This is a genomic window from Bradyrhizobium sp. UFLA01-814 (genome assembly GCF_046718885.1).
Taxonomy (GTDB): Bacteria; Pseudomonadota; Alphaproteobacteria; order Rhizobiales; family Xanthobacteraceae; genus Bradyrhizobium; species Bradyrhizobium elkanii.
This window is the reverse complement of sequence record NZ_JAQOSR010000004.1, coordinates 1-24,507: the sequence shown is the minus strand read 5'-3', so window position 1 is coordinate 24,507 and position 24,507 is coordinate 1. Positions and strand designations below refer to the sequence as shown.

22 protein-coding genes and 1 riboswitch are annotated in these 24,507 nt (G+C 66.2%); of the genes, 4 read left to right on the top strand and 18 right to left on the bottom strand.

Annotated features, from left to right (window positions below; all coding sequences use genetic code 11):
- Positions 1 to 214: 214 nt before the first annotated feature.
- Both PMN64_RS02050 and PMN64_RS02045 read right to left on the bottom strand, forming a co-directional pair.
- Positions 215 to 1,591, bottom strand: coding sequence for a cytochrome c peroxidase (locus PMN64_RS02050; RefSeq protein WP_411779515.1), 1,377 nt, complete (start codon positions 1,589 to 1,591; stop codon positions 215 to 217).
- Entirely contained in the window at positions 1,588 to 2,373 is a 786-nt protein-coding gene (locus PMN64_RS02045) for an EfeM/EfeO family lipoprotein (protein ID WP_411779514.1), read from the bottom strand. The genes PMN64_RS02050 and PMN64_RS02045 overlap by 4 nt, the downstream gene beginning before the upstream one ends.
- Positions 2,374 to 2,615: 242 nt before the next feature.
- On the opposite strand from PMN64_RS02045, the gene PMN64_RS02040 reads away from it, so the two are divergent.
- Positions 2,616 to 3,107 (top strand): prepilin peptidase, encoded by a 492-nt coding sequence (locus PMN64_RS02040; RefSeq protein ID WP_411779513.1) that lies wholly within the window; start codon positions 2,616 to 2,618, stop codon positions 3,105 to 3,107.
- A 20-nt stretch (positions 3,108 to 3,127) separates the two neighbouring features.
- Here the strand turns inward: PMN64_RS02040 and PMN64_RS02035 are convergent, their stop codons facing one another.
- Genes PMN64_RS02035 through PMN64_RS01990 form a run of 10 tightly spaced genes read right to left on the bottom strand, consistent with a single transcriptional unit; the run spans position 3,128 to position 11,316 of the window.
- Positions 3,128 to 3,772 (bottom strand): hypothetical protein, encoded by a 645-nt coding sequence (locus PMN64_RS02035; protein ID WP_411779512.1) that lies wholly within the window; start codon positions 3,770 to 3,772, stop codon positions 3,128 to 3,130.
- Entirely contained in the window at positions 3,772 to 4,335 is a 564-nt protein-coding gene (gene gspM, locus PMN64_RS02030) for a type II secretion system protein GspM (RefSeq protein ID WP_411779511.1), read from the bottom strand. Before gspM ends, PMN64_RS02035 begins: the two co-directional genes overlap by 1 nt.
- Positions 4,332 to 5,399, bottom strand: a complete 1,068-nt coding sequence (locus PMN64_RS02025; RefSeq protein WP_411779510.1) for a PilN domain-containing protein — start codon at positions 5,397 to 5,399, stop codon at positions 4,332 to 4,334. The genes gspM and PMN64_RS02025 overlap by 4 nt, the downstream gene beginning before the upstream one ends.
- A gap of 5 nt (positions 5,400 to 5,404) precedes the next feature.
- Complete coding sequence (locus PMN64_RS02020) at positions 5,405 to 6,319, bottom strand: general secretion pathway protein GspK (protein WP_411779509.1); 915 nt, start codon at positions 6,317 to 6,319, stop codon at positions 5,405 to 5,407.
- Positions 6,319 to 7,026, bottom strand: coding sequence for a type II secretion system protein J (locus tag PMN64_RS02015; protein WP_411779508.1), 708 nt, complete (start codon positions 7,024 to 7,026; stop codon positions 6,319 to 6,321). The genes PMN64_RS02020 and PMN64_RS02015 overlap by 1 nt, the downstream gene beginning before the upstream one ends.
- Positions 7,023 to 7,445 carry a prepilin-type N-terminal cleavage/methylation domain-containing protein gene (locus PMN64_RS02010; protein ID WP_411779507.1) on the bottom strand — a complete coding sequence of 141 codons (423 nt, stop codon included), beginning with the start codon at positions 7,443 to 7,445 and terminating at the stop codon, positions 7,023 to 7,025. Before PMN64_RS02010 ends, PMN64_RS02015 begins: the two co-directional genes overlap by 4 nt.
- Positions 7,411 to 7,875, bottom strand: coding sequence for a type II secretion system protein (locus PMN64_RS02005; RefSeq protein ID WP_038386656.1), 465 nt, complete (start codon positions 7,873 to 7,875; stop codon positions 7,411 to 7,413). Before PMN64_RS02005 ends, PMN64_RS02010 begins: the two co-directional genes overlap by 35 nt.
- Before the next feature lie 15 nt (positions 7,876 to 7,890).
- Positions 7,891 to 8,406, bottom strand: coding sequence for a type II secretion system major pseudopilin GspG (gspG, locus tag PMN64_RS02000; protein ID WP_038386650.1), 516 nt, complete (start codon positions 8,404 to 8,406; stop codon positions 7,891 to 7,893).
- Positions 8,407 to 8,423: 17 nt separating this feature from the next.
- Positions 8,424 to 9,635, bottom strand: a complete 1,212-nt coding sequence (locus PMN64_RS01995) for a type II secretion system F family protein (protein ID WP_411779505.1) — start codon at positions 9,633 to 9,635, stop codon at positions 8,424 to 8,426.
- A 4-nt stretch (positions 9,636 to 9,639) separates the two neighbouring features.
- Positions 9,640 to 11,316: a GspE/PulE family protein gene (locus tag PMN64_RS01990; RefSeq protein WP_411779504.1), complete on the bottom strand. Its 1,677-nt coding sequence runs from the start codon at positions 11,314 to 11,316 to the stop codon at positions 9,640 to 9,642.
- Positions 11,317 to 11,652: 336 nt separating this feature from the next.
- On the opposite strand from PMN64_RS01990, the gene gspD reads away from it, so the two are divergent.
- Together gspD and PMN64_RS01980 are read left to right on the top strand one after the other, a co-directional pair.
- On the top strand, positions 11,653 to 14,034 hold the full coding sequence (gene gspD, locus PMN64_RS01985) for a type II secretion system secretin GspD (protein WP_411779503.1): 2,382 nt from the start codon (positions 11,653 to 11,655) through the stop codon (positions 14,032 to 14,034).
- Between the two features lie 76 nt (positions 14,035 to 14,110).
- Entirely contained in the window at positions 14,111 to 14,584 is a 474-nt protein-coding gene (locus PMN64_RS01980) for a tetratricopeptide repeat protein (RefSeq protein ID WP_411779502.1), read from the top strand.
- Positions 14,585 to 14,591: 7 nt separating this feature from the next.
- On the opposite strand, the gene PMN64_RS01975 is transcribed toward PMN64_RS01980, so the two are convergent.
- From PMN64_RS01975 to PMN64_RS01950, 6 genes are all read right to left on the bottom strand, one after another.
- Positions 14,592 to 16,091 carry a PepSY domain-containing protein gene (locus PMN64_RS01975; protein ID WP_411779501.1) on the bottom strand — a complete coding sequence of 500 codons (1,500 nt, stop codon included), beginning with the start codon at positions 16,089 to 16,091 and terminating at the stop codon, positions 14,592 to 14,594.
- Positions 16,092 to 16,093: 2 nt separating this feature from the next.
- Positions 16,094 to 18,376: a TonB-dependent receptor gene (locus PMN64_RS01970; protein ID WP_411779500.1), complete on the bottom strand. Its 2,283-nt coding sequence runs from the start codon at positions 18,374 to 18,376 to the stop codon at positions 16,094 to 16,096.
- A 105-nt stretch (positions 18,377 to 18,481) separates the two neighbouring features.
- Positions 18,482 to 18,678, bottom strand: a riboswitch (cobalamin riboswitch).
- 235 nt (positions 18,679 to 18,913) lie between these two features.
- Complete coding sequence (locus tag PMN64_RS01965) at positions 18,914 to 19,843, bottom strand: CobW family GTP-binding protein (protein ID WP_411779498.1); 930 nt, start codon at positions 19,841 to 19,843, stop codon at positions 18,914 to 18,916.
- Position 19,844: 1 nt separating this feature from the next.
- Positions 19,845 to 21,335, bottom strand: a complete 1,491-nt coding sequence (locus PMN64_RS01960; protein ID WP_411779496.1) for an amidohydrolase family protein — start codon at positions 21,333 to 21,335, stop codon at positions 19,845 to 19,847.
- A 153-nt stretch (positions 21,336 to 21,488) separates the two neighbouring features.
- A complete protein-coding gene (locus PMN64_RS01955) occupies positions 21,489 to 21,881 on the bottom strand; it encodes a hypothetical protein (RefSeq protein WP_411779494.1) in 393 nt (130 codons plus the stop codon).
- A gap of 152 nt (positions 21,882 to 22,033) precedes the next feature.
- Positions 22,034 to 23,890: an ABC transporter ATP-binding protein/permease gene (locus PMN64_RS01950; protein ID WP_411779493.1), complete on the bottom strand. Its 1,857-nt coding sequence runs from the start codon at positions 23,888 to 23,890 to the stop codon at positions 22,034 to 22,036.
- 194 nt (positions 23,891 to 24,084) lie between these two features.
- Here PMN64_RS01950 and rpmE point away from each other — a divergent pair, with 194 nt between their 5' ends.
- Positions 24,085 to 24,312: a 50S ribosomal protein L31 gene (gene rpmE, locus PMN64_RS01945; RefSeq protein WP_016845230.1), complete on the top strand. Its 228-nt coding sequence runs from the start codon at positions 24,085 to 24,087 to the stop codon at positions 24,310 to 24,312.
- Positions 24,313 to 24,507: the final 195 nt, after the last annotated feature.

The window sequence follows — 24,507 nt, the reverse complement described above, 5'->3', positions numbered from 1 at the left end:
GGTTAGCAACACACACTGCTTAGTGCGACAATATGACGCATGGTTTTCGCTTACGTGAAAACGCGCGAGAAATTTCGAAACGTTCAAATATTTTCTGTGGAGACATCTGCTGCTGCGCTGCAGCTCCACGATTCAACGATGCAATCAGGGCTAGAAAATTGATCGAGCATCCGCGCCACGCCGCAGATCGCAAAATCATCGCGTTACAGTGCAATCAGTGCGAAAGGTGCTTGGAGCGCATCACCTGGCGAAGCGCAGCATAATGTTGGTCATGCACGTCTTGATTGAATAGCGACCATGGCTCTGCGCTGGCCAACAGCGCAGGCACCGCAGCAGCCATCAGATTGCGATAATTCCTGAACTCGGTTGTGGCATCCGCGTTGCGCCCTGCCGCAACCGCCATCTCGATTCGCCGCAGCGTGAGCACGAGCTCCTTGAGGCCGCTCCGCGCGAGTACACGCTGCTGCTCGCCGCCCGAGACGCTGGTGTTCTTGCGGTCGGGATATTGCTCGGTCAACTCGCGCAGTTCGCGGCCGATCGTATCGACCGCCAGCGCGACGATGTCCTTGTCGCCGGCAGGAATCGCGGTCGCGAGCACCATCGAGAAATCGTTGATCTCCTTCAGCGTTGCACCGGCACCGTCGCGCTCATAGGGCTGCGCGCCATCGCCGACCGCCGTGAGATAGGCAACGAGGTCGCCCTTGTCCTGCGTCGAGAGGTCGAGCTGAAAAGTCCGGTCGAAATAGTCGACAACCTGGCTGTAATTGTCGAAGCGGCCGTCGTGAAAGTACGGCGCGTTGAAGTCGGCGTTGCGCAGCGTCGGCGTCTTGAACAGGCCGCCGGAACCGATGTCGTGCTGCTGGTGATCGACGAAGCCGGACGACGGAACGTGGCACCCCGCGCAGCTCAATGATGGATCGTGCGGGAACGGCTTCGCGAACAGTGCTTCGCCGCCGCGCTCCGCGTCGGTGATCTTGCCGGCCAGCCGTCCGGCGGGACCAAGGCTCGGATTGGGCAGGAAGTCGATGTCGTGAATATAGGCCACGATCGCATCGAGCGTCGCCGGCGACGGCTCGGGACCTGCGAACTCGTTGGTGATGACGTTGTGGACGAAGTCGCGCAGCGAGGCGAAGCGGCCGTCGGCGCCGTAGGGCGCAAGATAACGGGCGCCGCGCAGGCTCGGGATCCGCACGGGATCGAACGCCAGATTGTTGGCCTTCGGATTGAACAGCGGACCGGTGGTGTCGAACGTGCCGGGCCGGCTCGACATCTTCGGCATGAAGAATTTGGCGTTGTTCGCGCCATTGACGTGGCAGGTGCCGCAGCTCACGCCGGCCTGCCGCGCCACGTCACCGAGCAGCCCCGGCGAATTGAACGCGAGATCGCCGAGATTCACCAGATAGGACTTGGCTCCGGTCCGCTCGGATTGGAACACCTCGCGCGGCTTGTCGAGCGCATCCTCGTTCAGCTCGGTCGCAACAGGCAACACGGTCTTGTCACCGTCGACCGGAAACGCCACCGCACGCCCAAGCAGTGCCAGGGCGATGACACCGGAGAGCAGCGCAGCCAGACGCAGGTGAAGCGATCTCATCGCGCCTGGGCCTCCAGGGTCGGCCGCTGCAGCCCGAGCTTTGCCGAGGCGCTCTGCAGCGCAACGACCAGTTCCTCGCTGGTCTGGCGCAGATCGGCAATGTTGACATGCGGCAGGTCGGGCGTGGCGACGATCGCTTCGAGCTGCTCGATCCGGTTGGTCACCATCTCGTCGAGCTTGCCGTCGACCGTGTTGAGCGCGGCCGAGAAGATCGTGTGGTAGGCGAAGTCGATGCCGGCGACGTTGTTGCGCATGTCGTCCAGTGAGGTGCCGCTGATGCGCGACTCGCCGCCATCGGCCTTGCTCTCTCCGACCTCGTAGGCGAGCCGCACCGTGCCATCCAGCAGGCCCTGCGGCGTCAGCTTGATGTCCTTGAGCTTGCCGTGGAGATCATTCAGATGCTCGACAAGGCCGGTCGCATCGGTGGCAACGTCGGTGCTGGCAGCTCCGAACAGTTTCGCCTCGATGGCGTGGAACCCGCTGTCGGCGTTCGGCCAGGCGTCGATCTGCGCATCGAGTTCAGGCACGAAGCCTGCGGTGAACACCTCCGAGCGCTCCCAGCCGGCGCGCGCCGACAGCCAGGCCTTCTTCGCTCCAGGCAAATCCGCGGCCGCGGCGCGCTCGCGCAACGCACGCGCGCCTGTCAGCGCACTGGCGACGCCCTCGATCAAATATGGCCGGTAGCGCTCGGCGCCCTCCTCGAGAGCGCCGGCATTCGCGGCGCGCACGCCTGCGAACGCTGCCAGCAAAGCAAGGCACGCCGCCACTTGCATCTTGTGCATAGTCAACCCACTCGTCTGCCACGAAGGGCTCGCGGCATGTAGCGGGGCGAACTATTGTCGGTATCCTATGCGGATTTGTGACAGCGCGGACTTTTTGTCGCATCTTTTCTGCTTCGCCAGCGTCGGTGACGATCACAATCTCGCAAACTCGTTCGCGCTGCTGTAGACCGATTGAAATTGAACTGTTCAACGCGCGTGAGTTGTTGCAGCACAACGCCCGCACCTGTCACTTGTCCGTCGCCATGCAGATTGATCGCGAAGCTCTTTATCTTATCGGATCTTACGGCGCGCTTTGCATACTCTGCTGCGCCGTCGCGCTGATCGATCTTCGCCACGGCATCATTCCCAATTGGCTGAACCTTGCGATCGCGGCGCTCGGTCTCGCAAACGTCGCCGTCACCGAAGGCACGATGGCCGCCTTCGCCGCCATGGGAATCGCGGTCCTGGTCGGCGTCCTGTTCCTGCTATTGCAGCGTGTTTACTTCGCCTTGCGGCAAGTCGACGGATTGGGACTTGGCGACGTCAAGTTTCTTGCCGCCGCGGCGATCTGGGTCGGCGCGACAGGCATTCCGACCCTGCTGCTGATCGCGGCACTCGCGGCACTCGGGGTTGCCGGCGGTCTGCAACTCGCCGGTCACGAGATGAAGCGCCAGACTTCGATCCCGTTCGGCCCGTTTCTGGCGCTCGGGCTTCTCGTGACGCCGGCGCTTCAGAGCTGGCTTGCGCTGAACTAGCGCCACGGCCGGATACGCAGTCACATCTGGCGCCGCGCGGCCAAAGGCTTCCTCTCCGTGCTGACCGGAACGAGGCGGACATCGCCGCTCTCGTCGCCGCCGGGCTGGGGCAATGTGAGCACGGCCCCCTGATCGTCCTTCTGCATCGTGACCTCGCGGCCGTTGATGGACCGCAGCTTCCATCCCTGGAAGTCGTCGCCGATCTTCAGCCGCAGCGCCGTCTTGTTCGACTGATCGAGAAAGATCCCGAAGCTTTCGTCATCTCCCGCGATCGTGCCGACCAGCGACAGCGGCGGTGGCTCGATCGCGACCTTGCGCGGCGCCGGCGGCGCTGGCTTGCTGACCTCCGGTTCCGCAACGACGGCAGGCGGCGGCCGCCGCGACGGCGAGAACACCGGACGGTCGCGCGTGTTGGACAGCGTCTTGAGCGGGATGCCCCACAGCGGATTGGCGCTGAGCGGCCGCGGCGGCGGTGCCGGCGACGGAGCCACCCGGACCGACGTCGCCGGTTCGGACGGTGGCGGTGAACTCAGCACCGGACCGCCGAGACGGGTGTCGTCAAGCATCCCGGCGTCCAATGCATCGCCGGATGGGGCAGGCACCGCAGCCGGCGCCGAATAGGCCGACACCGCCAACAGCACGATGGTCGCTGCGAAGCGTCGCATCATTTGGCTCCTCGCCATTGTCCGGAGACGCCGAGCAGCACGCGCAGCTTGCCGGGATCGGCGCCCTTGGCGGTCCCGTCGGCGACGGGTTGCACGACCAGCTGGTCGATGAACAGGAACGGCATGCCGGCTTCCAGATCATAGAGCACCTGCTGCAATTGCGCCTGCTCGATCTCGCTGCTCGCGACCATGCTGATGAAGCCGGCCTTGGCCGGCGCGTTCGGAACGTCGAGCTGCGTCGACAGCACGTTGCCACCGGCCTTGATCACCGCGCCCGACACACGTTGCAGCAAGGTGGCGCCGGCGACCGTGACGGTCGCCCCCTCGAGATAGGCCGAGCCGGTCGGCATGGCGGGTTGACCGGGCGCGGTATTCGCCCTGGATCGCCCCTCCAGTTGTTCCAGCATTCCGGCCGCTGCCGCAACATCGCTGCGCAGGCTGATGATGTCCGAGAGCGATGAGATAACGACAAAGAGCAGCAGCACGAAGAGGCCGAGATAGCTTGCGGTCGCGACCATTGGCGAGGTGCTGACAGCCGTCAGCGATCGGGATGCTGCGCTCATGAGCCGGACCCAAAATAGGCTGAGATGTTGGCCTCGACGTGGAACCGCTCGGCCGATTCGTTCGCCGCGCGCGTCGTCGGCGCGAAGAACGTCGCGCGGTTGAATTGCGGTGACTGCTCCAACAGGCGGATTAGGGACGGCGCATCCTGGGTCAGTCCCACCACCTGCACCTTGTTGCCCTCGATGCGGAGCTCGGTCACATAGGTCGTGTCGGGCAGCACGCGCGAGACCGCTTCCAAAACCATGACGCTCGACGGCGTCGTCTGCTTGCGCTTGGCCAAGAGGCCGAGCCCGGACGAGTCGCCATTGGCATCGAGACGCAGCGCCGCGCGGCGCTGGGCGATCCGGTGTTGCAGGTCGTCCTGCTCCGATTGCAGCCACCCGCCGAGATAGATGTTCAGCAGCAGCGAGACTGCGGCCGCGGCCGCTGTCGAGACCAGGCCGGCGCGCAAGAGGCGCGGAACCGAAGGCCCGGCAAGGCCGCGCAGCGACTTGTCGAGTAGCGTCACCTGCTGCGCGGCGCCGTCGCCGCCAACCGCCGGCGCCGAGACCGCAACGGAGGCGGCGCCGAGCATCCTCGCCATCCGGATCAGCGGATCGACCTTCGTCGCTGCGGTCGCGCCGAACGCCACTTCAATACGGTCATTGGCGATCGGCTGCGGCGAACTCCAGCCAAAGACGGCATCGGCGGCGCTCCATGGTGTCAGCCGGTCGACCTGCGCGCGGATCATGCCGTCGAGGAAGTCGCTTGCCTGGCTCGGGAAATCGAGCACGCGGCTGACGATCTGATCCGATCGCAAACGCACCTCGACGCGGCTGCCGTCGAACGCGGTCTTCCAGTCGGCCGGCAGCGGAGGCTGCGGCGCGTCGTGATCGAGCCGGAACGAAACCGGCATCGAAGGCGAGCCGTCCTTCGAGACCGCGAGGCGGGCGGTGAACGTGCCGTCGTCATTCTCGTCGAGCTCGATGCTGCGCCGGCGCATGAACCTGCCGGCGACGCCGTCGACGGCGGTCGCGACCGCGCCGATCCATTGCTCGAACCATTGCCGTGCTTCGGCAAGCATTGCCATCATCCTCTCTTGCGCAGCAGAACCGGGTTTCGCGGCTCGACATCGTTTTGCCAGGACAACACCCGATAAGGCTCGACCTTGTCGCCGAGTGCGATCACCGCCTCGGATGTGGTGCGGTGACCATTGCGGAAGCGGATCGAGATTGCGATCCGGTAGCACGGGCTCTGCGCCGTCGATGCCGCGCTTTGCTGGTTTGGGGCCTGCGTCCCGGCAGCGATTCCATTCGGCGAAGCCGGGCGCGCCCCGAAGCCGTCCTGGTCCTTCCCCGATGCCTTATCGACGGCGAGAGCGACTTCCGGCGCGGCAATGGTCGGATCAACATCCGGACCGCCGTTGAACACCGTCACGAACGGCAACACGCGATCGACAAACGCTTCGGGGATGCCGGCGACCAGCGCCAGCTCGTTGACATGGGTGAACAGCCCCTGCCGCGGCGAATAGCCAAGCGCGTTGTAGCGCGCCGCCTCCACATTCTCGCTGCCCGGCGCGGGCCGGGTTCGCCAGCCGACGATCCGGTCGGCGTATTCGCTGGCGGCGTCCTTCCTGGCGCCGAGCACGACGAACAGGCCGGTCAGCATCTCCTTCGATGCGTAATTCAGATCCAGGCGGCCGGCCTCCGACGTGAAGGTGACGCCGACGCTGGCATCGTCCAGCCCGAACTGAAACGTCCCGTACTGCGGCCTCGTCTTGTCGTCCGTCAGCGTCATCTGATAGGCGGTGAGCTCGAGCCCGGCCGACACCAGCGCCTCGGTCTGCAGCGACAGGTCGCTGGCCGCCAGCGCGCGCGCCGACGCGGCCAGATAGGCCGAGAAGATGATCGCCAGCGACGACAGCGCCAGCAGGATCCAGAGCACGGCAACGATGACGAAGCCGCGATTGGCCGGCGATCGGCCGATTTTGCCGGACGCGCGCATCACGTCTTCCCCTGATCGGTAGCACTGCCGGAACCCTGCTTATCGCCGCAATTGCCGTCCGGCTTGGTGCAGTCGCTCGGAATCTGGACATGGACCGGCGCGATGGTCGACACCGACAGGACGCGCTGGCTCGCCGCATCGCGCACGGTCAGCCGGATCATCGCCGGCAGCCTGTCGGCGTCCTTCCACGCGCTCTTCCAGGCCCGGTCAGCACCGGCATAGGCGAAGGACAGCCGATAGGGCGCGCGCAGCAGCACCACCGGGCTGCCGAGATGGACCTGCTCCGACAGCGACACCCCGTCGGCCAGCGGCGTGAAGCGCGTCTGCGTGCGAACCGTGACGAACTCGCCGCGATCCCTGACCTCGCCAAGACGCACCACGTCAAGCCCCGGCCCGGCATTCGGTCCCACCGACGTGCGCACGAACATCACGGACAGTTCCGATCCGTCGAACAGCGGCTTGTGGCTGTCGCGGTTGGCAGCAACGAATTCCGCGGCGGCAAGATCGGCGCCGATCCGCTCCAGCGCGATCCCGATCAGTTCGCTGCGCTGGATCCGGTCGAGGCCCCTGTTCCAGCTCGGCAGCCATTGCGCCGTGATGCTGGCGAGCGCCGACAGCAACAGCCCCATCAGCGCCAGCGCGACAATGGTCTCGATCAGCGTGAAGCCGCGCTCGCCCGTTCGCTGGTCTGCCCATGCCCGGGTCATTCCGACGACCTCGGCATCAGGCGCACGGTGCGAATGTCGGACAGCGCGCCGCCCGGAGATTTGACGCGGATCCGCACCAGCTCCGGAGCCCAGGGCACGTTGTTACCCTCGGGCACCTTCCAGTCGCCACCGAGCGGAGCGACGTCGATGGTCCAGCGATAGCCCTCCGCCTGCCCTGTCGAGGTGCCCGACTGCAATTCCGCGCGGGGCGGAATTCCGACCGTCATCAAGGTGCGCACCGCCTGCATCAGCGCCACGTGCTGCTCCAGCGCTCGCACGCCGCGCGTCTTGACGCCCATGACGGCGCCGATCGCAACGATCGAGACGGCCACCAGCGCCAGCGCCACCAGCACCTCGATGATGGTGAACCCCGCATCAGCGCGGTCAGTTGGCGGCGACGTCGCGAGCAACGATTTCAACCCTTCCGGTAAGCCAGTTGACGCGGACCTCATATCCCGCATCGAGCCGCGTCAGCGCGATGGAGCCGCCGCAGGAACCGCCATTGGCGAAGAAGCGGATGGTCGACAGTGCGGCGCGGCGCTGACAGCTCTGCGGCAGCACGGCATCGAACCGCACGTCCTCGGGGATCCGCACCGTCATGCGCGACGCGCCGGAGTGGATCACCCGGCTCGGTGCATCGACCAGCGTCGCAACGCTGGTGCTGCGCTCGATCGCCGCATTCCGATCGGCCTTCAGCAGCGTCGCGGTCTGCAGCGCATAGGCCTGCAGGCGCGATCGCGAGGTCTGGTGCGGAATGAACGGAAGCAACACGGCCGCCAGCAGCGCGATGATGGCGAGCACGCACACCATCTCGAGCAGGGTGAAACCGCGCTGCGTCGCGTCATTCATGCTTGCCGTGCATCCTTACTGGTCGTTGTTGGCCGCGGTGGTCTTCTCGAGCGAGATGTCGGCGGAGGTGCCGCTGCCGCCCTCCTGACCATCGGAGCCGTAGGAGACGATGTCATACGGCCCGTGCTCGCCGGGCGAGCGATAGAGATAAGGGTGGTTCCAGGGATCGTTCGGCACGTTGCCGCCCTTCAGATACGGGCCATTCCAGGCCGCGACCCCCGGCGTGCGCCGGACCAGCGCGGCAAGCCCCTCCGCCGTGGACGGGAAGCGTCCGGCGTCGAGATAGAACAGGTCGAGCGCGCTGGAGAAGCTCTGCAGCTGAATGCGCGCGGTCTTGACCTTGGATTCGCTGAGATAGTTGAGCACGCGCGGGCCGATCAGCCCCATGATCAGGCCGATGATCGCGATCACCACGAGCATCTCGACCAGCGTGAAGCCCTCCTGCCCCGAACGCCGCTGGCTTTGCGACGGTGTGCGGGCGCGTTCCGCTCGCGTGGCGAATGCCTTTATGATGGTGTTGCGCGATATCATGGCCGATGACCCCTGCTCTAACCGACTAGCTGCGTGACCGAGAGCAGCGCCGTCATGACCGACACGATCAGTCCACCGACGACGGTGCTGATCGTGATGATCGCCAGCGGACCGACGATGCCGACGACCCGGTCCAGGCTGCGCTGCAATTTTGCTTCGTAGAATTCCGCGACCCGCCTGGCCAGCACCGGCAGCTGCCCGGTCTCTTCACCGAGCCGCAGCATGCGGACCGCCATCGGCGGCAGGCTGTCCGCCACAGCGAGTGCTTCCGATAATTTGCCGCCATGGCGGACGCGGTCGGCGGCGGCGGTCCAGTTCGCCTCGCTTCCGGTCACTGACATGATGTCGACCAGGATGCGCAACGCCGCGGTGAGGTTGACGCCGCTGCCGAGCAGGACGCCGAGATTGCGGCAGAACAGGCTGGCGCGATAGAACTGGAAGGCGCTGCTGATACCCGGCACACGCGAGATGGCGTTGACCAGGGCGGCGCGCACGCCCGCCTGCCGCAGCAGCCACCACGCGAGCGCAATCGTCGCCGCACTGATCAGGCTTGCCGCGGTGGCGTTGGCGCGCAGGAAATCCGACACCGCGATGAAGCTGGCGAGTGCCGTGTCCGACTTGCCGCCGAAATCGCCGAGCACGGTCGAGAATTGCGGCAGCACGAACAGCAAGAAGAACAGCATCACGCCGGACGCCGCGACCAGCACGAAGGCCGGATACTGCATGGCGTCGGTCAGCTTGCGCCGCATCTGTTCGGAACGCGCGCGCTCGGTCCCCAGCATCTCCAGCACCGAATCGAGCGTGCCGGAGATTTCTCCGACCCGGACCAGGGCGATGTACATCGGCTGGAACAGGGTTGGATGATCGGCGACCGCGTCGGCAAAGCTCTCGCCGGTGAGGAGGGCGGCGCGAATTTTCGCCACCACCGGACGCATCCGGCCGACGTCGGCGTCGCCGGACAGCAGTTCCAGGGCATCGTCGAGCCGCGCACCGGCCTTGAGCAGCAGCGCGAGATCGCGCGTGAAGGTGGTGACCTCGGCCGCGCTCGGCCCGCCGAACAGGCTGCGGCCGCCGGCGGCGCCGGATGCGCGCTTGTCCTCAGTGGTCTCGATCGGCAGCAGCTTGAGATATTCGATCCGCCGCGCCACCTCGGCCGCGGTCGGGGCGGAGATCGTGCCGTTCACGATCTCGCCGGCCTGGGTCAACGCGCGATAGCGATAATTCGGCACGGCGTCACCGCACCGTTGCGACGCGGAGGATCTCGGCGGGCGAGGTCAATCCGGCGCGGCATTTCGCGACCCCGTCGTCGAGCATCGTGGTCATGCCCGCCCGGATCGCCATCGTATCGATCTTCAGCCCGTCGGTTCGCTCCCCGATCAGTTCGCGCAGTTCATTGGACAGTTCGAGCAGTTCGAACACGCCGAGGCGGCCGCGATAGCCGGTTCCGCCGCAGCGCTCGCAACCGCATGGCTCCTGAATGATCTCTTCGGCCTTGAAGCCGAGCGCGGCGAGCCGTGGATCCTCGGTGAAATCCGCTGTTGCCAGCGGCCGCGCCGTCTTGCAACGCTCGCAGAGTTGCCGGACCAGACGCTGTGCAATCACGCCGCGCAGCACCGAACGCAGCAGATAGCCTTCGACCCCGAGGTCGAGCAGGCGCGGCACCGCGGCAGCCGCGATCTCGGTGTGCAGTGTCGTCAACACCAGATGCCCGGTCAGCGCCGCATGCACCGCGACGTGAGCGGTCTCCGAGTCTCGGATTTCACCGACCATGATCACGTCAGGGTCCTGGCGAACGAACGACCGCAGCGCGGTGGCGAAGGTCAGGCCGATCGCGGGCTTGATTTGGGACTGGTTGACGCCGGGGAGCTCGTATTCGACCGGATCCTCGATGGTCAGGATCTTGCGGCTCGGCTCGTTGAGGATCGACAGGATCGTCGCCAGCGTCGTGGTCTTGCCGCTGCCGGTCGGTCCCGTGATCACGACCATGCCGTGCGGCAGCTTCAAGAGCCGCCGCAGCTTGGCTTCGTCGGGCTCCGAGAACCCGAGCTTTTCGACCACCAGCAGGCCGCGATCCTTGGGCAGGATGCGGATGACACAGGATTCGCCGTGTTGCGTCGGCATGATCGCGACGCGGATATCGATGTCGGTGCGACCGGCCCGCAGCCGCGCCGCGCCGTCCTGCGGCAGGCGGCGCTCGGCGATATTGAGGTTGGCGATGATCTTGATGCGGGAGACCACCGCCTGTGGCAGCACGCCCGACAGCGCGGCGGCCGGCCGGAGCAGACCGTCGATCCGCAAGCGCACCATCAGGCCGGCGGAAAACGGCTCGATATGGATGTCGCTGGCGCGAAGCTCGACCGCCTTCTCGATGAGATCGTTGACCGCGCGCACCACCGGCGCGCCGCTGGCGAGATCGCGCAGGCTCTCGATGTCGTCTTCCCGGGGCAATGCCGCCGCGCTGTCGGCGGCCTCGGCCTCCTCGGCACTGGAAGAGTTGTTCAGCACGATGGCGACGTCCTCCGACGAAGCCACTTTCACATCGATATCAGCGCCGAGCACGATCTGTGCGGCCCGCAGCGTCGCCTGATCGGTCGGATCGACGACCGCGAGCACCGTGGTCCCGTCGGCCGCCCGGCACGGATAGACCATGGTCTCGCGCAGGAAGCGCGGCGAGAACGACCCGACCAGCGGCTCGGCCGAGGTCATGTCCTGGAGCGTCAGGCGGGGAAGCGCAAAGAAGCGCGCGGCTTCGTCGGCGAATTCGGCCGGGGAGAGGCTGGTGACCTCCCACAGCTTCAATTGCCTGACGTCGGCGCCCTGCCCGGTCCGCTCAGCCGGCCCCTCGATCGGCGCCAGGTGATTGTTCTGACGCAGATAATCCACGAACCGAACGGACAGGTCGTTGGCCATTCTCGATATCCCGCCACACTATCCCGGATCAGTTCGTGCCAAGTGCCGCTGCGTGCCGTCGTGTTCGGCTCCCGGCAATTGTGCGGTTATCGATCCGAAGTGTGACAGCTGTGCGAAGTCACATCATTCGTCCCGCTCAAGAAACTTTGAGGGTGGCATCGCGGACACAAGCAGCGCGCCGGCTGCACTATTTAGGTGCGATGCGATGGGCAGGTCGCGAACGACAATCATGTAACCAATTTATTTCTGTCATGTTCGATCGCTAAGAGTCCCTCCGGGGTAGGACCGATCGTCGCAAGCAATCGAAATTTCAGTTAGTCAAAGCGAAGGGCCTTCATGCAACGCGTAGGCACAGTGGGCCGCTGCCCGACGATCCGTGGCGGCCTCGCAGCCATTTTTGCCTTGACGTCACTGGGGTTGTTGGCGTCCTGCAATTCCGCGACGGTCGGCGAGAGCGTGGACGCATCCCAACTCGACGTCACCGACAAGGTGCGCTCGCTGGATCTGGCGCAGCGCCAGCCGCAACCGGTGAACGCACAGGCGGCGACGGGCGGCAGCCAGAGCGGCAGCGTCCGCGCGGCGATGTATGACGGAAGCGAAGTCACGGCCGTCGCCGACGCGCGGCCGCAGCCGGCATCCAACGGCAACGGCTTCGATCTGAATTTCGAGAGCACGCCGGTGGCGACCGTCGCCAAGGTCGTGCTCGGCGACATCCTGCATGTCGGCTACACCATCGACCCGCGCGTGCAGGGCACGGTCAGCCTGGTCTCGGTCCGCCCGGTGCCGAAGTCCGACATGGTCTTCGTGCTTGAAAACGCACTCCGCCTGAGCGGCGTCGTGCTGCTCAAGGATACGGCGGGCTATCGCCTGACGCCGCTCGGCGACGCCGTCGGCGGCGGCCGCGTCGATGCCGCGGCGGCCAATCCCGAACCCGGATTCGGCATCTCGGTGGTCCCCCTGCAATATGTGTCGGCCCAAACCCTCATGAAGCTGACCGACAGCTTCGCCACCCGGGCCGGCGCGGTCCGCGCCGACACGACGCGCAATCTGCTGCTGATCCAGGGCACCGGCGCCGAGCGCCGCACCGCCGTCGATACCGTACTTAGTTTCGACGTCGATTGGATGCGCGGCCAATCCGTCGGCATTTTCCCGATCTCGAGCGGCTCGCCCGCGCCTGTTATTGCCGAGCTGGAGAAGATCGTCGATTCCGGCGAGAACGGCCTCAGCCAGAACGTCATCAAGTTCATGCCGATTGCGCGCCTGAACGCGGTGCTGGTGGTGACCAAGAAGCCCGACATGCTGCACACGGCCGCGACCTGGATCAAGCGCCTCGACCGCAACGACACGGCGCGCACCTCGGTCCATGTCTACCGCGTCAAATACGGCGATGCGCGCCAGATCGCGCGGGTCCTGACCGACATGTTCCTTGGCGGATCGTCCGGCAACCTGCTCGACAGCGCCGACAGCCAGCTCGCGCCCGGCTCCGGCACCTCGTCGACCTCAAGCGTCGCCGACCGTCTGTCGCTCAACAACAACAACGGCGCGAATTCAGGCATGAGCGGCTTCGCGTCCCGCGGCACGTCGGGGACAGGCGCAACAGGCCAGGGCCTGGGCCAGGGATTCGGCGCCGGCGGACAAGCGAACAATCCCAACAATCCGGGCCAGGGCAACAATGCCGCGCTGGATGCCGGACGCGGTGCCGGCGGCGGCAACGGGCAGCCCGTCATGCAGGACGTCCGCATCACGCCCGATGTCGTGAATAACAATCTCCTGATCTATGCCGACCAAGCCAACTACCGCATCATCGAGTCGACCCTGCTGCAGATCGACGAGCCGCAGCTCCAGGTCGCGATCGACGCGACGATCGCCGAGGTCACGCTCAACAACACCTTGTCCTATGGCGTGCAAACCTATCTCACCAGCCAGAACCTCGGCCTGAAGCCGAACACCGGCTCGATCCTCGGCACCCAGGCCACTTCCGCGCCCGCGACCACCACGGACGCGACCACCGGCGCGGTCTCGGTCGCGGGATCGCTCACCAATGCCTTCATCAACCAGAGCTTCCCGGGCTTCAACTTCCTGATCGGAAATGCGACGCAGCCGAGCCTGATCCTGGATGCGCTGCATGCCGTCACCAGCGTCAAGGTGCTGTCCAATCCCTCGCTGGTCGTGATCAACAACCAGGTCGCGACCTTGCAGGTCGGCGACGTCGTCCCGGTCTCGACCGGCAGCGCGACGGTGCTGACCACGAGCAACACGGTGGTCAACACCATCGACTATCGCAACACCGGCATCATCCTGAAGGTCTCGCCCCGCGTCAGCGTGAACGGCACCGTGCGGCTCGACGTCGAGCAGGAGATCAGCAATGTTCCCCAAAGCAGCACCGTCAACCTGACGCCGACGGTTTCGGAACGGCGGGTCAAGAGCCAGATCTCGGTCGCCAACGGTCAGACCGTTCTGCTGGCCGGCCTGATCAGCGAACAGCAGAGCGGCGCCCGCAATGCGCTTCCGGTGCTCGACCAGATTCCGGGCCTCGGTGACGCCTTCGGGCATCAGAGCAACGGCACCCAGCGTACCGAGCTGATCATCTTCATCCGCCCGCAGATCATCCGCAACGGTTCCGACGCCCAGACCGTGGCCGAGGAGCTTCGATCGAAATTGCGCGGCAGCATCGCCACGACATCGACCAATGCACCGATCACCACCAGCTATCACTGAGCCGGGCAGCAGGATGCGCCGCGTTCTCGCACGACGGACGGGCCTCTCTGCTTCGCTTGCGATCGTGGTTTGGGCGATGACCGCCTCTGTCGCGAGCGCCGACAGCGTGGCGCGCGGATCGGCCGCCTTCCATCGCGGCGACTATGTCCGGGCGGCTCGGGAACTCGCGCCGGCCGCCGAGCGCGGCAATGCACGCGCTCTCGGCATGCTCGGCTTCTTGTACGAGCACGGCTTCGGCGTGCCGCAGGCCTACGCAGCCGCCGCCGACTGTTACTATCGCGGCGCCGTGCAGGGCGACCCGTTCGCGCAAGCCCAGCTCGGCCTGATGTACGACAAGGGTCACGGCGTTCCGACGGATTTCGTGCTGGCCTACAAATGGCTCAATGTGGCCGCGGCCCGCTCGAACGGGCGGCAGCGCGATGCCTATCTCCGGTTCCGCGATGCGGTCGCATCCAAGCTCTCGACCTATGAGATCATTGCCGGTCAGCGGTTCGCGCTGGAATGGGCCCCCGATCGGCCGGCGCCGGACGTGCATCTGACCGTCAAGTAATCGCGGCTTACGTAGACGTGCGCACGAGGCTCGCCGACACTGGCCTCGCTCGCACCTTGCGCCGCCGCAACCGGCGCCAGCCGATCACGATCCCGCTGATCGAGATAATCGTGCCAGCCGCCGATAGCAGCCACACCACGACGTCGCGCGCCGGCGAGATGCGTAGCAGCAGCGGGAAGTCGAGGCTGTGCAGCGCGTTGAACAGCCAGCGGTAGGACCGGCGGCTGTCGTCGCTGCGGTCGAGGATCTCGCCGGTGACGGGAGAGACGTGCAGCCAGGTGTGGGCGGGATCGTCGAAGCCGATCCGCAAGACGGGAAGCTCGCGCGCCTGGTGCAGCGTGTACCAGTAGGCGTCGGGTTCATCGAGCTGCCGCGCTGATGTCATCGCAGCGCCGGGCATTGCGTGTCGAGCGGCAGCGATGATCTCGTCGCGCGAGAGGGTCATCTGCGCACCGGTCACAGGATCGGCGATGCTGCGGCCGCCGTTACCGTCGTCAAGCAACATCACCCCGTGTCCGCCGATCCAGACGAAGCGCGCCTCCACCGCCGGCATCGATGGCGACGACTGGAAGGCGGCGACGATGTCGGGCGTCTCATGGCCGCTATAGCCGACCGCGATCTCGCGGGTGACGCCGCGAGCGGAGAACGCGCCACCGGGATTGAGCGACAGCCAGCCGCTGAACATCCAGGTCAAGACGCAGATGCCGCCGATCAGGCCGGCGATGTGATGCCAGGCCATCCAGCCGCGATAGGGCGAGACGGCGCCGCTCGCGTAGCGGCGCGTCAGCCGCAGGCGCAAAATGCCGATCCAGAAGCCGGTGACCGCGACCACAAGACAGACCCCCGAGATCCACAGCACCACATCCCGCCACAGCGGGCCGTCCTTGCGCAACACGGTCGGATAGATCCAGTGCGGGATCGAACCAAGCCAGTTCCAGATGCGCTCGCGACGCGTGGTGTCGAGCGCGATCTCGCCGGTGCGCGAGGAGACGTAGAGCTCGGTGCCATCAGGGTCGCCGAGGCCGATCAGATAGAGCGGCCGCAACGGATCGAAGCGCGCCGTCACCGACCATTGGTCGCGCGTCACGGTGTCGAGCAATTGGGGTTGCACCGCGCGCGGATGATGGCGAGCGATGGCCAGCGCCTGGTCCGGCGTGATGCGGTCGATCTCGCTGCCGTCGGTCGCCGAAATGGCGATCGTCCCTCCCTTCCACCCGGTGACGCGATAGACGGGCGTGTCGTCCATCATCGCGAGCCGCAGGTCACGCGGATAACGCTCCACGCCCGCGATCGCCATCGCGCGATCGGGTGTGACCCGCACCTTGCTCCAGAGGACGACAGGAAGCGCGGCGACGCGCTCGCTGTCGGTGAGGCGCGGAAAGGCCACGTACATCATGACGAGGCCGGAGATGAACCACATCGCGAACAGGAGACACGTCGCAATGCCGATCCAGCGATGGACGACATAGAGCCACCGCCGCCCGCGCCGGATCAGAGCGTTGCGCATGGTCAAAACTTCACGTTGACGGACAACTCGGCGGTACGCGGCATGCCGAGCAGCCACTGCCCGGTGCCGTTCGAGGTCACCGCGTAGACCTTGTCGAACAGATTGTAGAGGCGGAACGCGACCGTGGTGCGGTCATCCGGCTTCCACCTGACGCCGCCATTGACCACGTTGTAGCCCGGCCGCAGCTGGGTGTTGGCGAGATCGGAGTACATTGCGCCGACGATCTGCACGCCGCCATAGACCGACCAGTTGGGCGCGAAATCCCACGTCAGCCAGACGTTCGAGACCTGCTGCGGCACGTTGACCGGGACATTGCCGTTGAAGCTGACGATCTTGCCGCCGACCACCTGGCTGTTGTTGTCGTATCTGGCGCGCAGCAGCGCAAGATTGGCGTCGACCCGCCAGCCGTCGCTCAGGGCGAGCCCGATCGATCCTTCGACCCCGCGCGATGATTGCTGGCCGATCTGCAATGCCAGGCCTCCGGTGGGATTGCCGGGATCGGGAATCGTGAGCCCGGTCTTGACGATCTCGTAGGCAGCCAGCGTCCACTCGCCGCGGCCGCCCCAGAACGCCTGCTTGACCCCGATCTCGGTCTGCTCGCCGGTCGCAAGCTGGAAGGTTTTTTGCGAGACGGGCAGCGAGATCAGGTTGCTGACCGGATCGACGCCGACCGCGTACTGGCCATAGAACGCGAGGTTCTTGATCGGCTCGTAAACGAGGCCGGCGCGCCAGCTGGTCCCCGATAGCTTCGTCTCAAAACTGTTTGCCGGCGTCTTGTAGTCGGTGCGCTCCACCTCGGGGCGGTCATACCTGACCCCGGTGACCAGCGACAATTGATCGGTCAGCGAGAGCCGATCCTCGGCGAACAGCGCGTATTGATTGACAATCGCGTTGAAGCCCGGCGTGGTCGCCGTCGTCGTCGCGAAGAACGATCCCGGATCGAACACGTATGGATTGACCGACGACGCACCGCCAAAGGGCGAATTGTTGGTATGGGTGAAGTCGATCCGGTTGACGTCGAACCCGGCGACGAACTGGTTCGCAAGTCCGAACACGTGACCGCTGAAGGTCGTATCCATCCGGTTGCCGAGCTGCTTCTGGTCGTGGAAGATCTCGATATAGCTCGTGCGATCGATCAGTTGGGTCTTCGGATTCCAGGTGTAGTTCTCGATGTCACGCCAGTGCCGCTCGCTGGTCAGGTAATACAGCGTGTTGTTGACCTTGATGCCGTCGGCGACGTCCCACTCGGTCTTGAACCGGGTCCAGCTGTCCTGATAGCGGATCGCGCTGTCCAATGCGTTGTAGTTCTTGAAGCGCAGCGCGTCCTGGATCGAGCCGTTGATCAGCGGCGTGCCGAAATAGCGTGACGGGCTGCGGTCGCCGTAGTCCTCCGACAGCGTGAAGGCGAGATTGTCCGACGCCTGCACCCGCACGGCCGCGGAGACCACCGCATTCGAGGTCTTGTCGCGATCGACCCAGCCGTCCGACATGTTGCCGGTGGCGTTGACGCGGTACGACACATTGGGATTGATCGGACCGGTGCTGTCCACCGAGAGCCGCCGGGTCATGTTGCTGTCGAGCGAGACCTCGGCCTCGTTATAGGGCGTGCTCTGCGGCTTCTTCGGGATCACATTGATGACGCCGCCGATCGCGCCTTCGCCGTAAAGCACCGAGGCCGGGCCGCGCAGCACTTCGATACGTTGAGTCGACCAGGTGTCGTAGGGAAACGTCAGCGTGCCGGAGCCGATATAGAAGCGCGTGCCGTCGTACAGCGTCATCACCGAGTTGCTGCCGGCAAAGCCGCGGGTGCTGAACGACAGGCCGCCATTGCCGGGCGCCGGCGTTGCGATGAAGCCGGCCGCGTCCTGGGTGACGGCATCGACCACATTATGCTGGCCGCGCTCAGCGATGGTCTGCGCCGTGATGATCTCGACGCTGGCGGGCGTCTGCAGCGGCGTCAGATTGAGACGACTACCGGTGCCGCCCTGCGTGGTGGCATTGAGCGTCGGCGATACCGCCCCCGATACGCCTGACGCCGCGGCGCGCGGCGTGTTGCCGGCTGGTGCGGCCGTCGCGGGCCTCGGCCGTGGCCGCGCCGCGGCGGCCATGTCACGGCTGCGCGCCGCAGGCTTCGGCCTTGCCGCAGCGGAAGGCGCGACCTCGATCGGATCGAGCCTGGTTGGTGGCGGTGTTTGTGCCGAGCCTTCGGCCGGCAGCAGCAGCGATGACAGGGAGCAGACGAGACCGAGGCGCCATTTGCGCGCAACGGGAGAGGACGGAGACATGAAAGGACTCGCGGTAACGTGGCACGTCACCGCGAACGCGGACTGGCGCATTGCCCAAAAGGCAGTGCTCCGATCCCACCAGGACGCCCCCGCCCGATGTGCTCGCGTGTGACCACGACTGACGGCAGGTCTCCTGGCTCACGGGTCATCGCCTGTCGACGCCTTCCCGGGCCTGATAGCCCAGTGGCAAATTGACGAAAGGCTCGCCGTTTACAGTTGCGGGGACAGCTGCGGCATTGGGGTTACCCTCGCACCGCATTCCCTTTTGATCCCCGAAGGGAACCGTCGGCAAAAACGATAGGTGGTGCCGGCAAGGCTGTCAATTCGATGCGATTGTCGCACACATGCTTTGCGAGATGCTGCTGCGGCGACGACACAGCGACATCTGCTGCGGCTGACGCGGAGCTCCCTCTAATCCCGTCATCCTGAGGAGCCGCGCAGCGGCGTCTCGAAGGATCGACGGCCACCAGCGGGGCCGTGCACCCTTCGAGGCTCGCTTCGCTCGCACCTCAGGATGACGGGAAACGTAGGTTCGCATCACTTGGCTTCGACACATCCCTGCATCACGTCATCAATCTCCGCCCGCGACAGAACACCCATCTCAGCGATGAACACGATTCGCGTGCATGGCACGCCGGGTACCGGCACGCCGCCCGTGGCCAAGGTCGCGCGGCCGCCGGCCAATTGAAACACCGTCAGCCGGCCGGGCTGCTCCACCGTCTCGAACAATCCCTTCGCCCGCGCCAGCTTCGGCGCCAGCTTGCCGATCGCCTGCTGCAAGCGCGGCAGCAGCACCGGCCGCTCCGAGGTCCAGCTCAGCGTCTCGAACCGGTCGGACGCCGGCCGTCGCGGCGCGGTCTCGCGCGGCGCCGGCAGGTGATCGAGATCCGCCGGAAACAGCAGCGCGGCCGGCACCTCGCCATGCAACGCATCGACCACCACGGCCGCCGGACGCACCGCGCGCACGGCGTCGCGGATCGCGGCGCACGCGGCGGCATCGGCCAGATCGACCTTGCTCAGCGCCACCACGTCCGCCGCCCGCAGCTGCGAGCGGAGCAGCGCATCGTTCAGCATCGCCGCAGGCTGCGTCGCGTCGACCACGCACAGCACGGTCTCCAGCGGCGCCTCCTTCCAGATCACGGGATCCATCAGGTTGCGCACGATGTCGGCGGGATCGGCGATCCCGCTGGTCTCGATCACGATGAATTCGGAACGCGGATCACGCCGCAGCAGCGTGGCGAGCGTGCGCAGCAGGTCGCCCTCCAGCGTGCAGCAGATGCAGCCATTGCTCAGGCTGACCACGCCGTCGCCGGCGCCCGCGATCAGTTCCGCGTCGATATTGATCGCACCGAAATCGTTGACCACAGCGGCGATGCGCCGCCCTTGCGCATGCGCCAGCAGATGGTTGACGACCGTGGTCTTGCCCGCCCCGAGGAAGCCCGCGACCAGCAGGATCGGGACCGGCACTTCAGCCTCCGGTGACGGGCCGGCGCACCGGCCGGCCGGGACGCGCCGCGACATCGAGCACCCCATCGCTGATCAGCGGCTGGCCGCTGACCACGAGATGCCGCACGCCCTCCGCCGGACGATTCATCGCGGAGAAGGTCGCGCGGTCGCTCAGCGTCTCGAAGTCGAACACCACGACATCGGCGTCGGCGCCGACCTGCAGCCTGCCCTTGGCCCGCATCGCCGGCGTGCTCGCCGACAGGATCTCGGCCGGGATCAGCGCGCATTTGCGGATGCCCTCAAGCAGCGACACCTTCTTGCGCTCGCGCACCCATTCGCGGATGAAGCGGGTGAAGCAGCCCGCCGAGCGCGGATGCGAGGTGGCATCGTCGGGCAGCGGCCAGGCGTCGCCGGTGTAGGGGCGGCCGTCGGACAGCGTCCACGGCATCGCGTCGGAGGCGATCGCGCCGCCCGGATACAGCACCGCCATGTCGAGCAGATCGCGATGATGCGCGTTGTTCTCGATGTCGAGCACGTGCCACAGCACCAAGGTCGAGGGCTCTTCGGCCTGTGCCGCCAGCAGTTCCTCGCGGCTGCCGAAACGGTGACCGTCGGTCACGCGCTGCACCGAATCATAACCGAGGCCGTTGCGCTCCTCGAATTTCGGATCGCTGAAGAAGGTCGCCGCCAGCACGGTCGAGCCGGTGCCGTAGGGATAGGCCTCCACCGTGATCGGCAGGCCCTGCGCCTGCGCCTTCGCGATCAGCGCAACACAGCGTTCGATATCCGTCTTGCTCGACGAGTTGAAATGGCAGATGTGCATATGCGCGCCGGTGGCGCCGGCATAGCCGATCAGGCGGATATAGGCTTCCGCCGCGCTCTCGGGATCGATCCGCGACATGTAGGCGACGTGGGTGAAGGTCGGCACTGCATGGTCCGCCGCGAGCTGGCACACCGCGGTCAATTCCTGCACGCCGGCGCCCGGCGCATAGGCGTTGAGAATGCCGATGCCGATACCGCCCTCGTTCAGGCCGATGGCGAGGCGGTCGAGGATGCCGCCGACCTCGCCTTCGGTCGCGACGTTTTCGATCCAGCGGCGATCGCGCATCGCGGCCCCAAACGATTCCAGCGAGCTTTCCGAATTCGAACCGGTCATCGCACCGATGCGCGCGAAGGCCCAGTTGGCGGCGGCGCCGTAGTTCAGCACCCTGCCCTTCTCGGCCTGGCGCTTGTACCAGGACGCGACCGGCAGCACGCCGGCCTCGAGGTCGAGCGAGGTCGTCACCCCGTCGAACGCCTGCATGCGGTCGGCCGGAATGGTCTGGCCATGCGCGTGCAGGTCAATGAAACCCGGCGCCACCACGAGCCCGGTCGCGTCGATCTGCCGCTCGGCGCCGCCGAGGCCGCTGCCGACCGCGGCGATCTTGCCGTCGACCACAGCCACATCGCCGATCGCGTCCATCCCGCTGGCCGGATCCACCACCCGGCCACCGCTGATCACCAAGCCAACCATCTCGCCACTCCCCGCATTCCGAAACCGACCGGTCTCTTGTCGAGCACAGAGAAGCGCATCGCACTGATCGCAGCAAGCCGGCCAGGGTTGTGGCGACATGCTGTGACGGAATATCCGCCGCGCCGTGATGGCGATTGCAGAGTGAGGCCCTTCCTACGTTCCGGTTGCACGCCGCGGCGCCAGCCCGCGCCAGAGATCGGGGCCGGGCTTCACGCGGCTCGCCACGAGTTTCGGCGGCGTGCGATCCTTGGCGATCGCCGCCTCGACCGCGCGCTTGAGCCTGACATTGTCGATCTGCGCCAGGAACCGCCGGATGACGGAATCCTGATCCGCGCTTTGACCGGAGATCGCCGCGCACAGCTCCGCGGTCGTCCTGCGGAAGAAGTGGAAGGCGTCATCGGCCGCGCCGCCCAGCCGGTCGACCTCGCCGGCCACACCGAGCGCGTGCATCCGATCGTCGTCGTCGAGCGTCACTGCGAAGCGCAGCACGGCAAGCTGCCAGGCACAGAGCAGCTTGCTCTCCGGTTCGGTCGCATTCTCGCGCATCAGTCGAACACCCCGCGCGCCCGACTTCCTTCGGCTGTCGAGGGAGGTCAGGCGCGGCACGACTATCGTTGCGCGGGAATAGGTTTTCGAGGGGCGCGCGCGCCCGATCGTATAGGAATCGCATAGGCGGAACGCGCCGAGGCTCAATTCGCTCAGATCCCCTCGAACTGCAGCCGCGCCAGCCGGGCGTAGAGGCCGCCCGCGGCGACCAGCTCGGCGTGGGTGCCCTGCTCGACGATCCTGCCCTGGTCCATCACCAGGATGCGGTCGCAGGACAAGACGGTCGCCAGCCGATGCGCGATCACCAGCGTGGTGCGGTGGCGCATCAGTTCCTCCAGCGCGGTCTGCACCAGCGTCTCGCTCTCGGCGTCGAGCGCCGAGGTCGCCTCGTCGAGCAGCAGCAGCGGCGCATCGCGAAGGATCGCGCGCGCGATCGCGATGCGCTGGCGCTGGCCGCCGGACAGCGTCACGCCGCGCTCGCCGAGCTGGGCGTCGAAGCCTTCGGGCAGGCGGCGCAGGAATTCGGTGGCATGGGCGAGATCGGCGGCGCGCTCGACCTCGGCATCGGAAGCATCGGGCCGGCCGAACCGGATGTTCTCGCGGGCGCTTGCGGCGAACACCACGGAATCCTGCGGCACCAGCGCGATGCGCGCGCGCACCTCGGCCGGATCGGCCTGCCGGATCGGAACGCCGTCGAGCGAGATCGTGCCGGACGTCGGATCGTAGAAGCGCAGCAGCAGATGGAACAGCGTGCTCTTGCCGGCGCCGGACGGACCGACGATCGCGACCTTTTCACCCGATCGCACCGCCAGCGACACGCCGTCGACCGCGAGCGCATTGGGCCGGGTCGGATAAGCGAAGCTGACATTATCGAAGCCGACATCGCCGCGCGCCGGCTGCGGCAGCGCGCGCGGCGATGCGGGCGCCGCGATCTGCGGCCTGACGCGCAAGATCTCGAACAGCCGCTCGGCGGCGCCCGATGCGGCCGAGACCTCGCCCCAGACCTCGCTGAGCTGGCCGAGGCCGCTCGCGGCGAACGCCGTATAGAGAATGAACTGGCCGAGCCGGCCCGGACTGATGGTTCCGACCAGCACGTCGTGCGAGCCGACCCAGAGGATCACGACGACGCTGGCGAACACGATGAAGATGACGATCAGCGTCAGCACCGCGCGCGCCTTGGTCGAGCTGCGCGCGGCTTGATAGGCCTGCTCGACCTCGCCGGCAAAACGCGTCCTGGCGAGCCGCTCGCCGGTATAGGCCTGCACGGTGCGGATCGCATTGACCAGCTCCGAGGCATAGGCGCTGGCATCGGCCAGCGTGTCCTGGGCGGTGCGCGACAGTCGCCGCACCCAGCGGCCGAACGCCACCAGCGGAATCACGATGATCGGGATCGCGAGCAACACGAAGCCGGACAGCCGCGGGCTGGTGATCACCATCATCGCGGCGGCGCCGAAGAACAGCATCAGATTGCGCAGCGCGATCGACACCGACGCGCCGACCGCGGACTTGATCTGCGTGGTATCGGCGGTGAGCCGCGACACCAATTCGCCGCTTCGTGCGGAATCGAAGAACGAGGGCGACAGCGAAATCAGATGCGCGAACACGTCGCGCCGGAGATCGGCGACGATGCGTTCGCCGATCGTCATCACGAGGTAATAGCGCGAGGCGCTGGCGCAGGCGAGCACCGCGACGACCGCGATCATCACGCTGAAATAGCTGTTGATCATCGCGATGCCTTCGGGCGTGAAGCCCATGTCGATCATCCGCCGCACCGCGACCGGCACGATCAGCGTGGTGATCGCGGCGATCGTCAGCGAGATCAGCGCGAGGATCGCCCGGCCCTTGTAGCGCGCCACATAGGGCGCGAGCGCAAGCAACGGCCGCAACCGGGCGCGGCTCTTCGCCGGCTCCGTGATCTGGCTCTCGATGAAGGCTTCCTCATCGAGCAACGCGTCGCGCGGAGGCTGCGGGGCGCCACGCGGGGTCTCAAGCTGTTCGGCTACGCTCATCAATCTAGACCGGTTCTATCGCCCTCCACATAGGCCCGCCGACCCCCGGCTGGCAAATCCGGTAAAGTCCCAATCCGGTGATGGGCTTAGGCCCTTTCTTGGCTTGTTTTGGCGGGCTCCATGGGTTATAGACCCGCGCAAATCCCGTATTCCAGACATCTTGAGACGGGCGCCGGCGCGCCGAAGGAACTGTCATGAAAGCCGATATTCATCCGAATTATCATACGATTAAGGTCGTCATGACCGACGGCACCGAGTACCTGACCCGCTCGACCTGGGGCAAGGAAGGCGACACGCTGAACCTCGACATCGACCCCAAGTCGCACCCGGCCTGGACCGGCGGCACCCAGCAGCTGATGGACCGCGGCGGCCGCGTCTCGCGCTTCCAGAAGAAGTTTTCGGGCTTCCTCAAGAAGGACTAAAGTCCGCTTCGCAATCGCCCCGGCGATCACACGCAAAACGCCCCCGTCTCGGGGGCGTTTTTGTTTTTGGCGCTGGTGCAGATCGGCGGGCTGAACGAGCCTGCGAGCCTCCCGATGCGTCGTCCTGGCGAAAGCCAGGACCCATATGTGGACGGCCCCCGTGGCACAAGAGCTGTTTGGTGAGATCGGATCGCT

Bases quoted from the DNA above. Each gene is read 5' to 3' on its own strand.
- PMN64_RS02050 (WP_411779515.1), bottom strand. From the start codon at position 1,591: ATGAGATCGCTTCACCTGCGTCTGGCTGCGCTGCTCTCCGGTGTCATC.
- PMN64_RS02045 (WP_411779514.1), bottom strand. From the start codon at position 2,373: ATGCACAAGATGCAAGTGGCGGCGTGCCTTGCTTTGCTGGCAGCGTTC.
- PMN64_RS02040 (WP_411779513.1), top strand. From the start codon at position 2,616: ATGCAGATTGATCGCGAAGCTCTTTATCTTATCGGATCTTACGGCGCG.
- PMN64_RS02035 (WP_411779512.1), bottom strand. From the start codon at position 3,772: ATGCGACGCTTCGCAGCGACCATCGTGCTGTTGGCGGTGTCGGCCTAT.
- gspM (WP_411779511.1), bottom strand. From the start codon at position 4,335: ATGAGCGCAGCATCCCGATCGCTGACGGCTGTCAGCACCTCGCCAATG.
- PMN64_RS02025 (WP_411779510.1), bottom strand. From the start codon at position 5,399: ATGCTTGCCGAAGCACGGCAATGGTTCGAGCAATGGATCGGCGCGGTC.
- PMN64_RS02020 (WP_411779509.1), bottom strand. From the start codon at position 6,319: ATGCGCGCGTCCGGCAAAATCGGCCGATCGCCGGCCAATCGCGGCTTC.
- PMN64_RS02015 (WP_411779508.1), bottom strand. From the start codon at position 7,026: ATGACCCGGGCATGGGCAGACCAGCGAACGGGCGAGCGCGGCTTCACG.
- PMN64_RS02005 (WP_038386656.1), bottom strand. From the start codon at position 7,875: ATGAATGACGCGACGCAGCGCGGTTTCACCCTGCTCGAGATGGTGTGC.
- gspG (WP_038386650.1), bottom strand. From the start codon at position 8,406: ATGATATCGCGCAACACCATCATAAAGGCATTCGCCACGCGAGCGGAA.
- PMN64_RS01990 (WP_411779504.1), bottom strand. From the start codon at position 11,316: ATGGCCAACGACCTGTCCGTTCGGTTCGTGGATTATCTGCGTCAGAAC.
- gspD (WP_411779503.1), top strand. From the start codon at position 11,653: ATGCAACGCGTAGGCACAGTGGGCCGCTGCCCGACGATCCGTGGCGGC.
- PMN64_RS01980 (WP_411779502.1), top strand. From the start codon at position 14,111: ATGACCGCCTCTGTCGCGAGCGCCGACAGCGTGGCGCGCGGATCGGCC.
- PMN64_RS01975 (WP_411779501.1), bottom strand. From the start codon at position 16,091: ATGCGCAACGCTCTGATCCGGCGCGGGCGGCGGTGGCTCTATGTCGTC.
- PMN64_RS01970 (WP_411779500.1), bottom strand. From the start codon at position 18,376: ATGTCTCCGTCCTCTCCCGTTGCGCGCAAATGGCGCCTCGGTCTCGTC.
- PMN64_RS01960 (WP_411779496.1), bottom strand. From the start codon at position 21,335: ATGGTTGGCTTGGTGATCAGCGGTGGCCGGGTGGTGGATCCGGCCAGC.
- PMN64_RS01955 (WP_411779494.1), bottom strand. From the start codon at position 21,881: ATGCGCGAGAATGCGACCGAACCGGAGAGCAAGCTGCTCTGTGCCTGG.
- PMN64_RS01950 (WP_411779493.1), bottom strand. From the start codon at position 23,890: ATGAGCGTAGCCGAACAGCTTGAGACCCCGCGTGGCGCCCCGCAGCCT.
- rpmE (WP_016845230.1), top strand. From the start codon at position 24,085: ATGAAAGCCGATATTCATCCGAATTATCATACGATTAAGGTCGTCATG.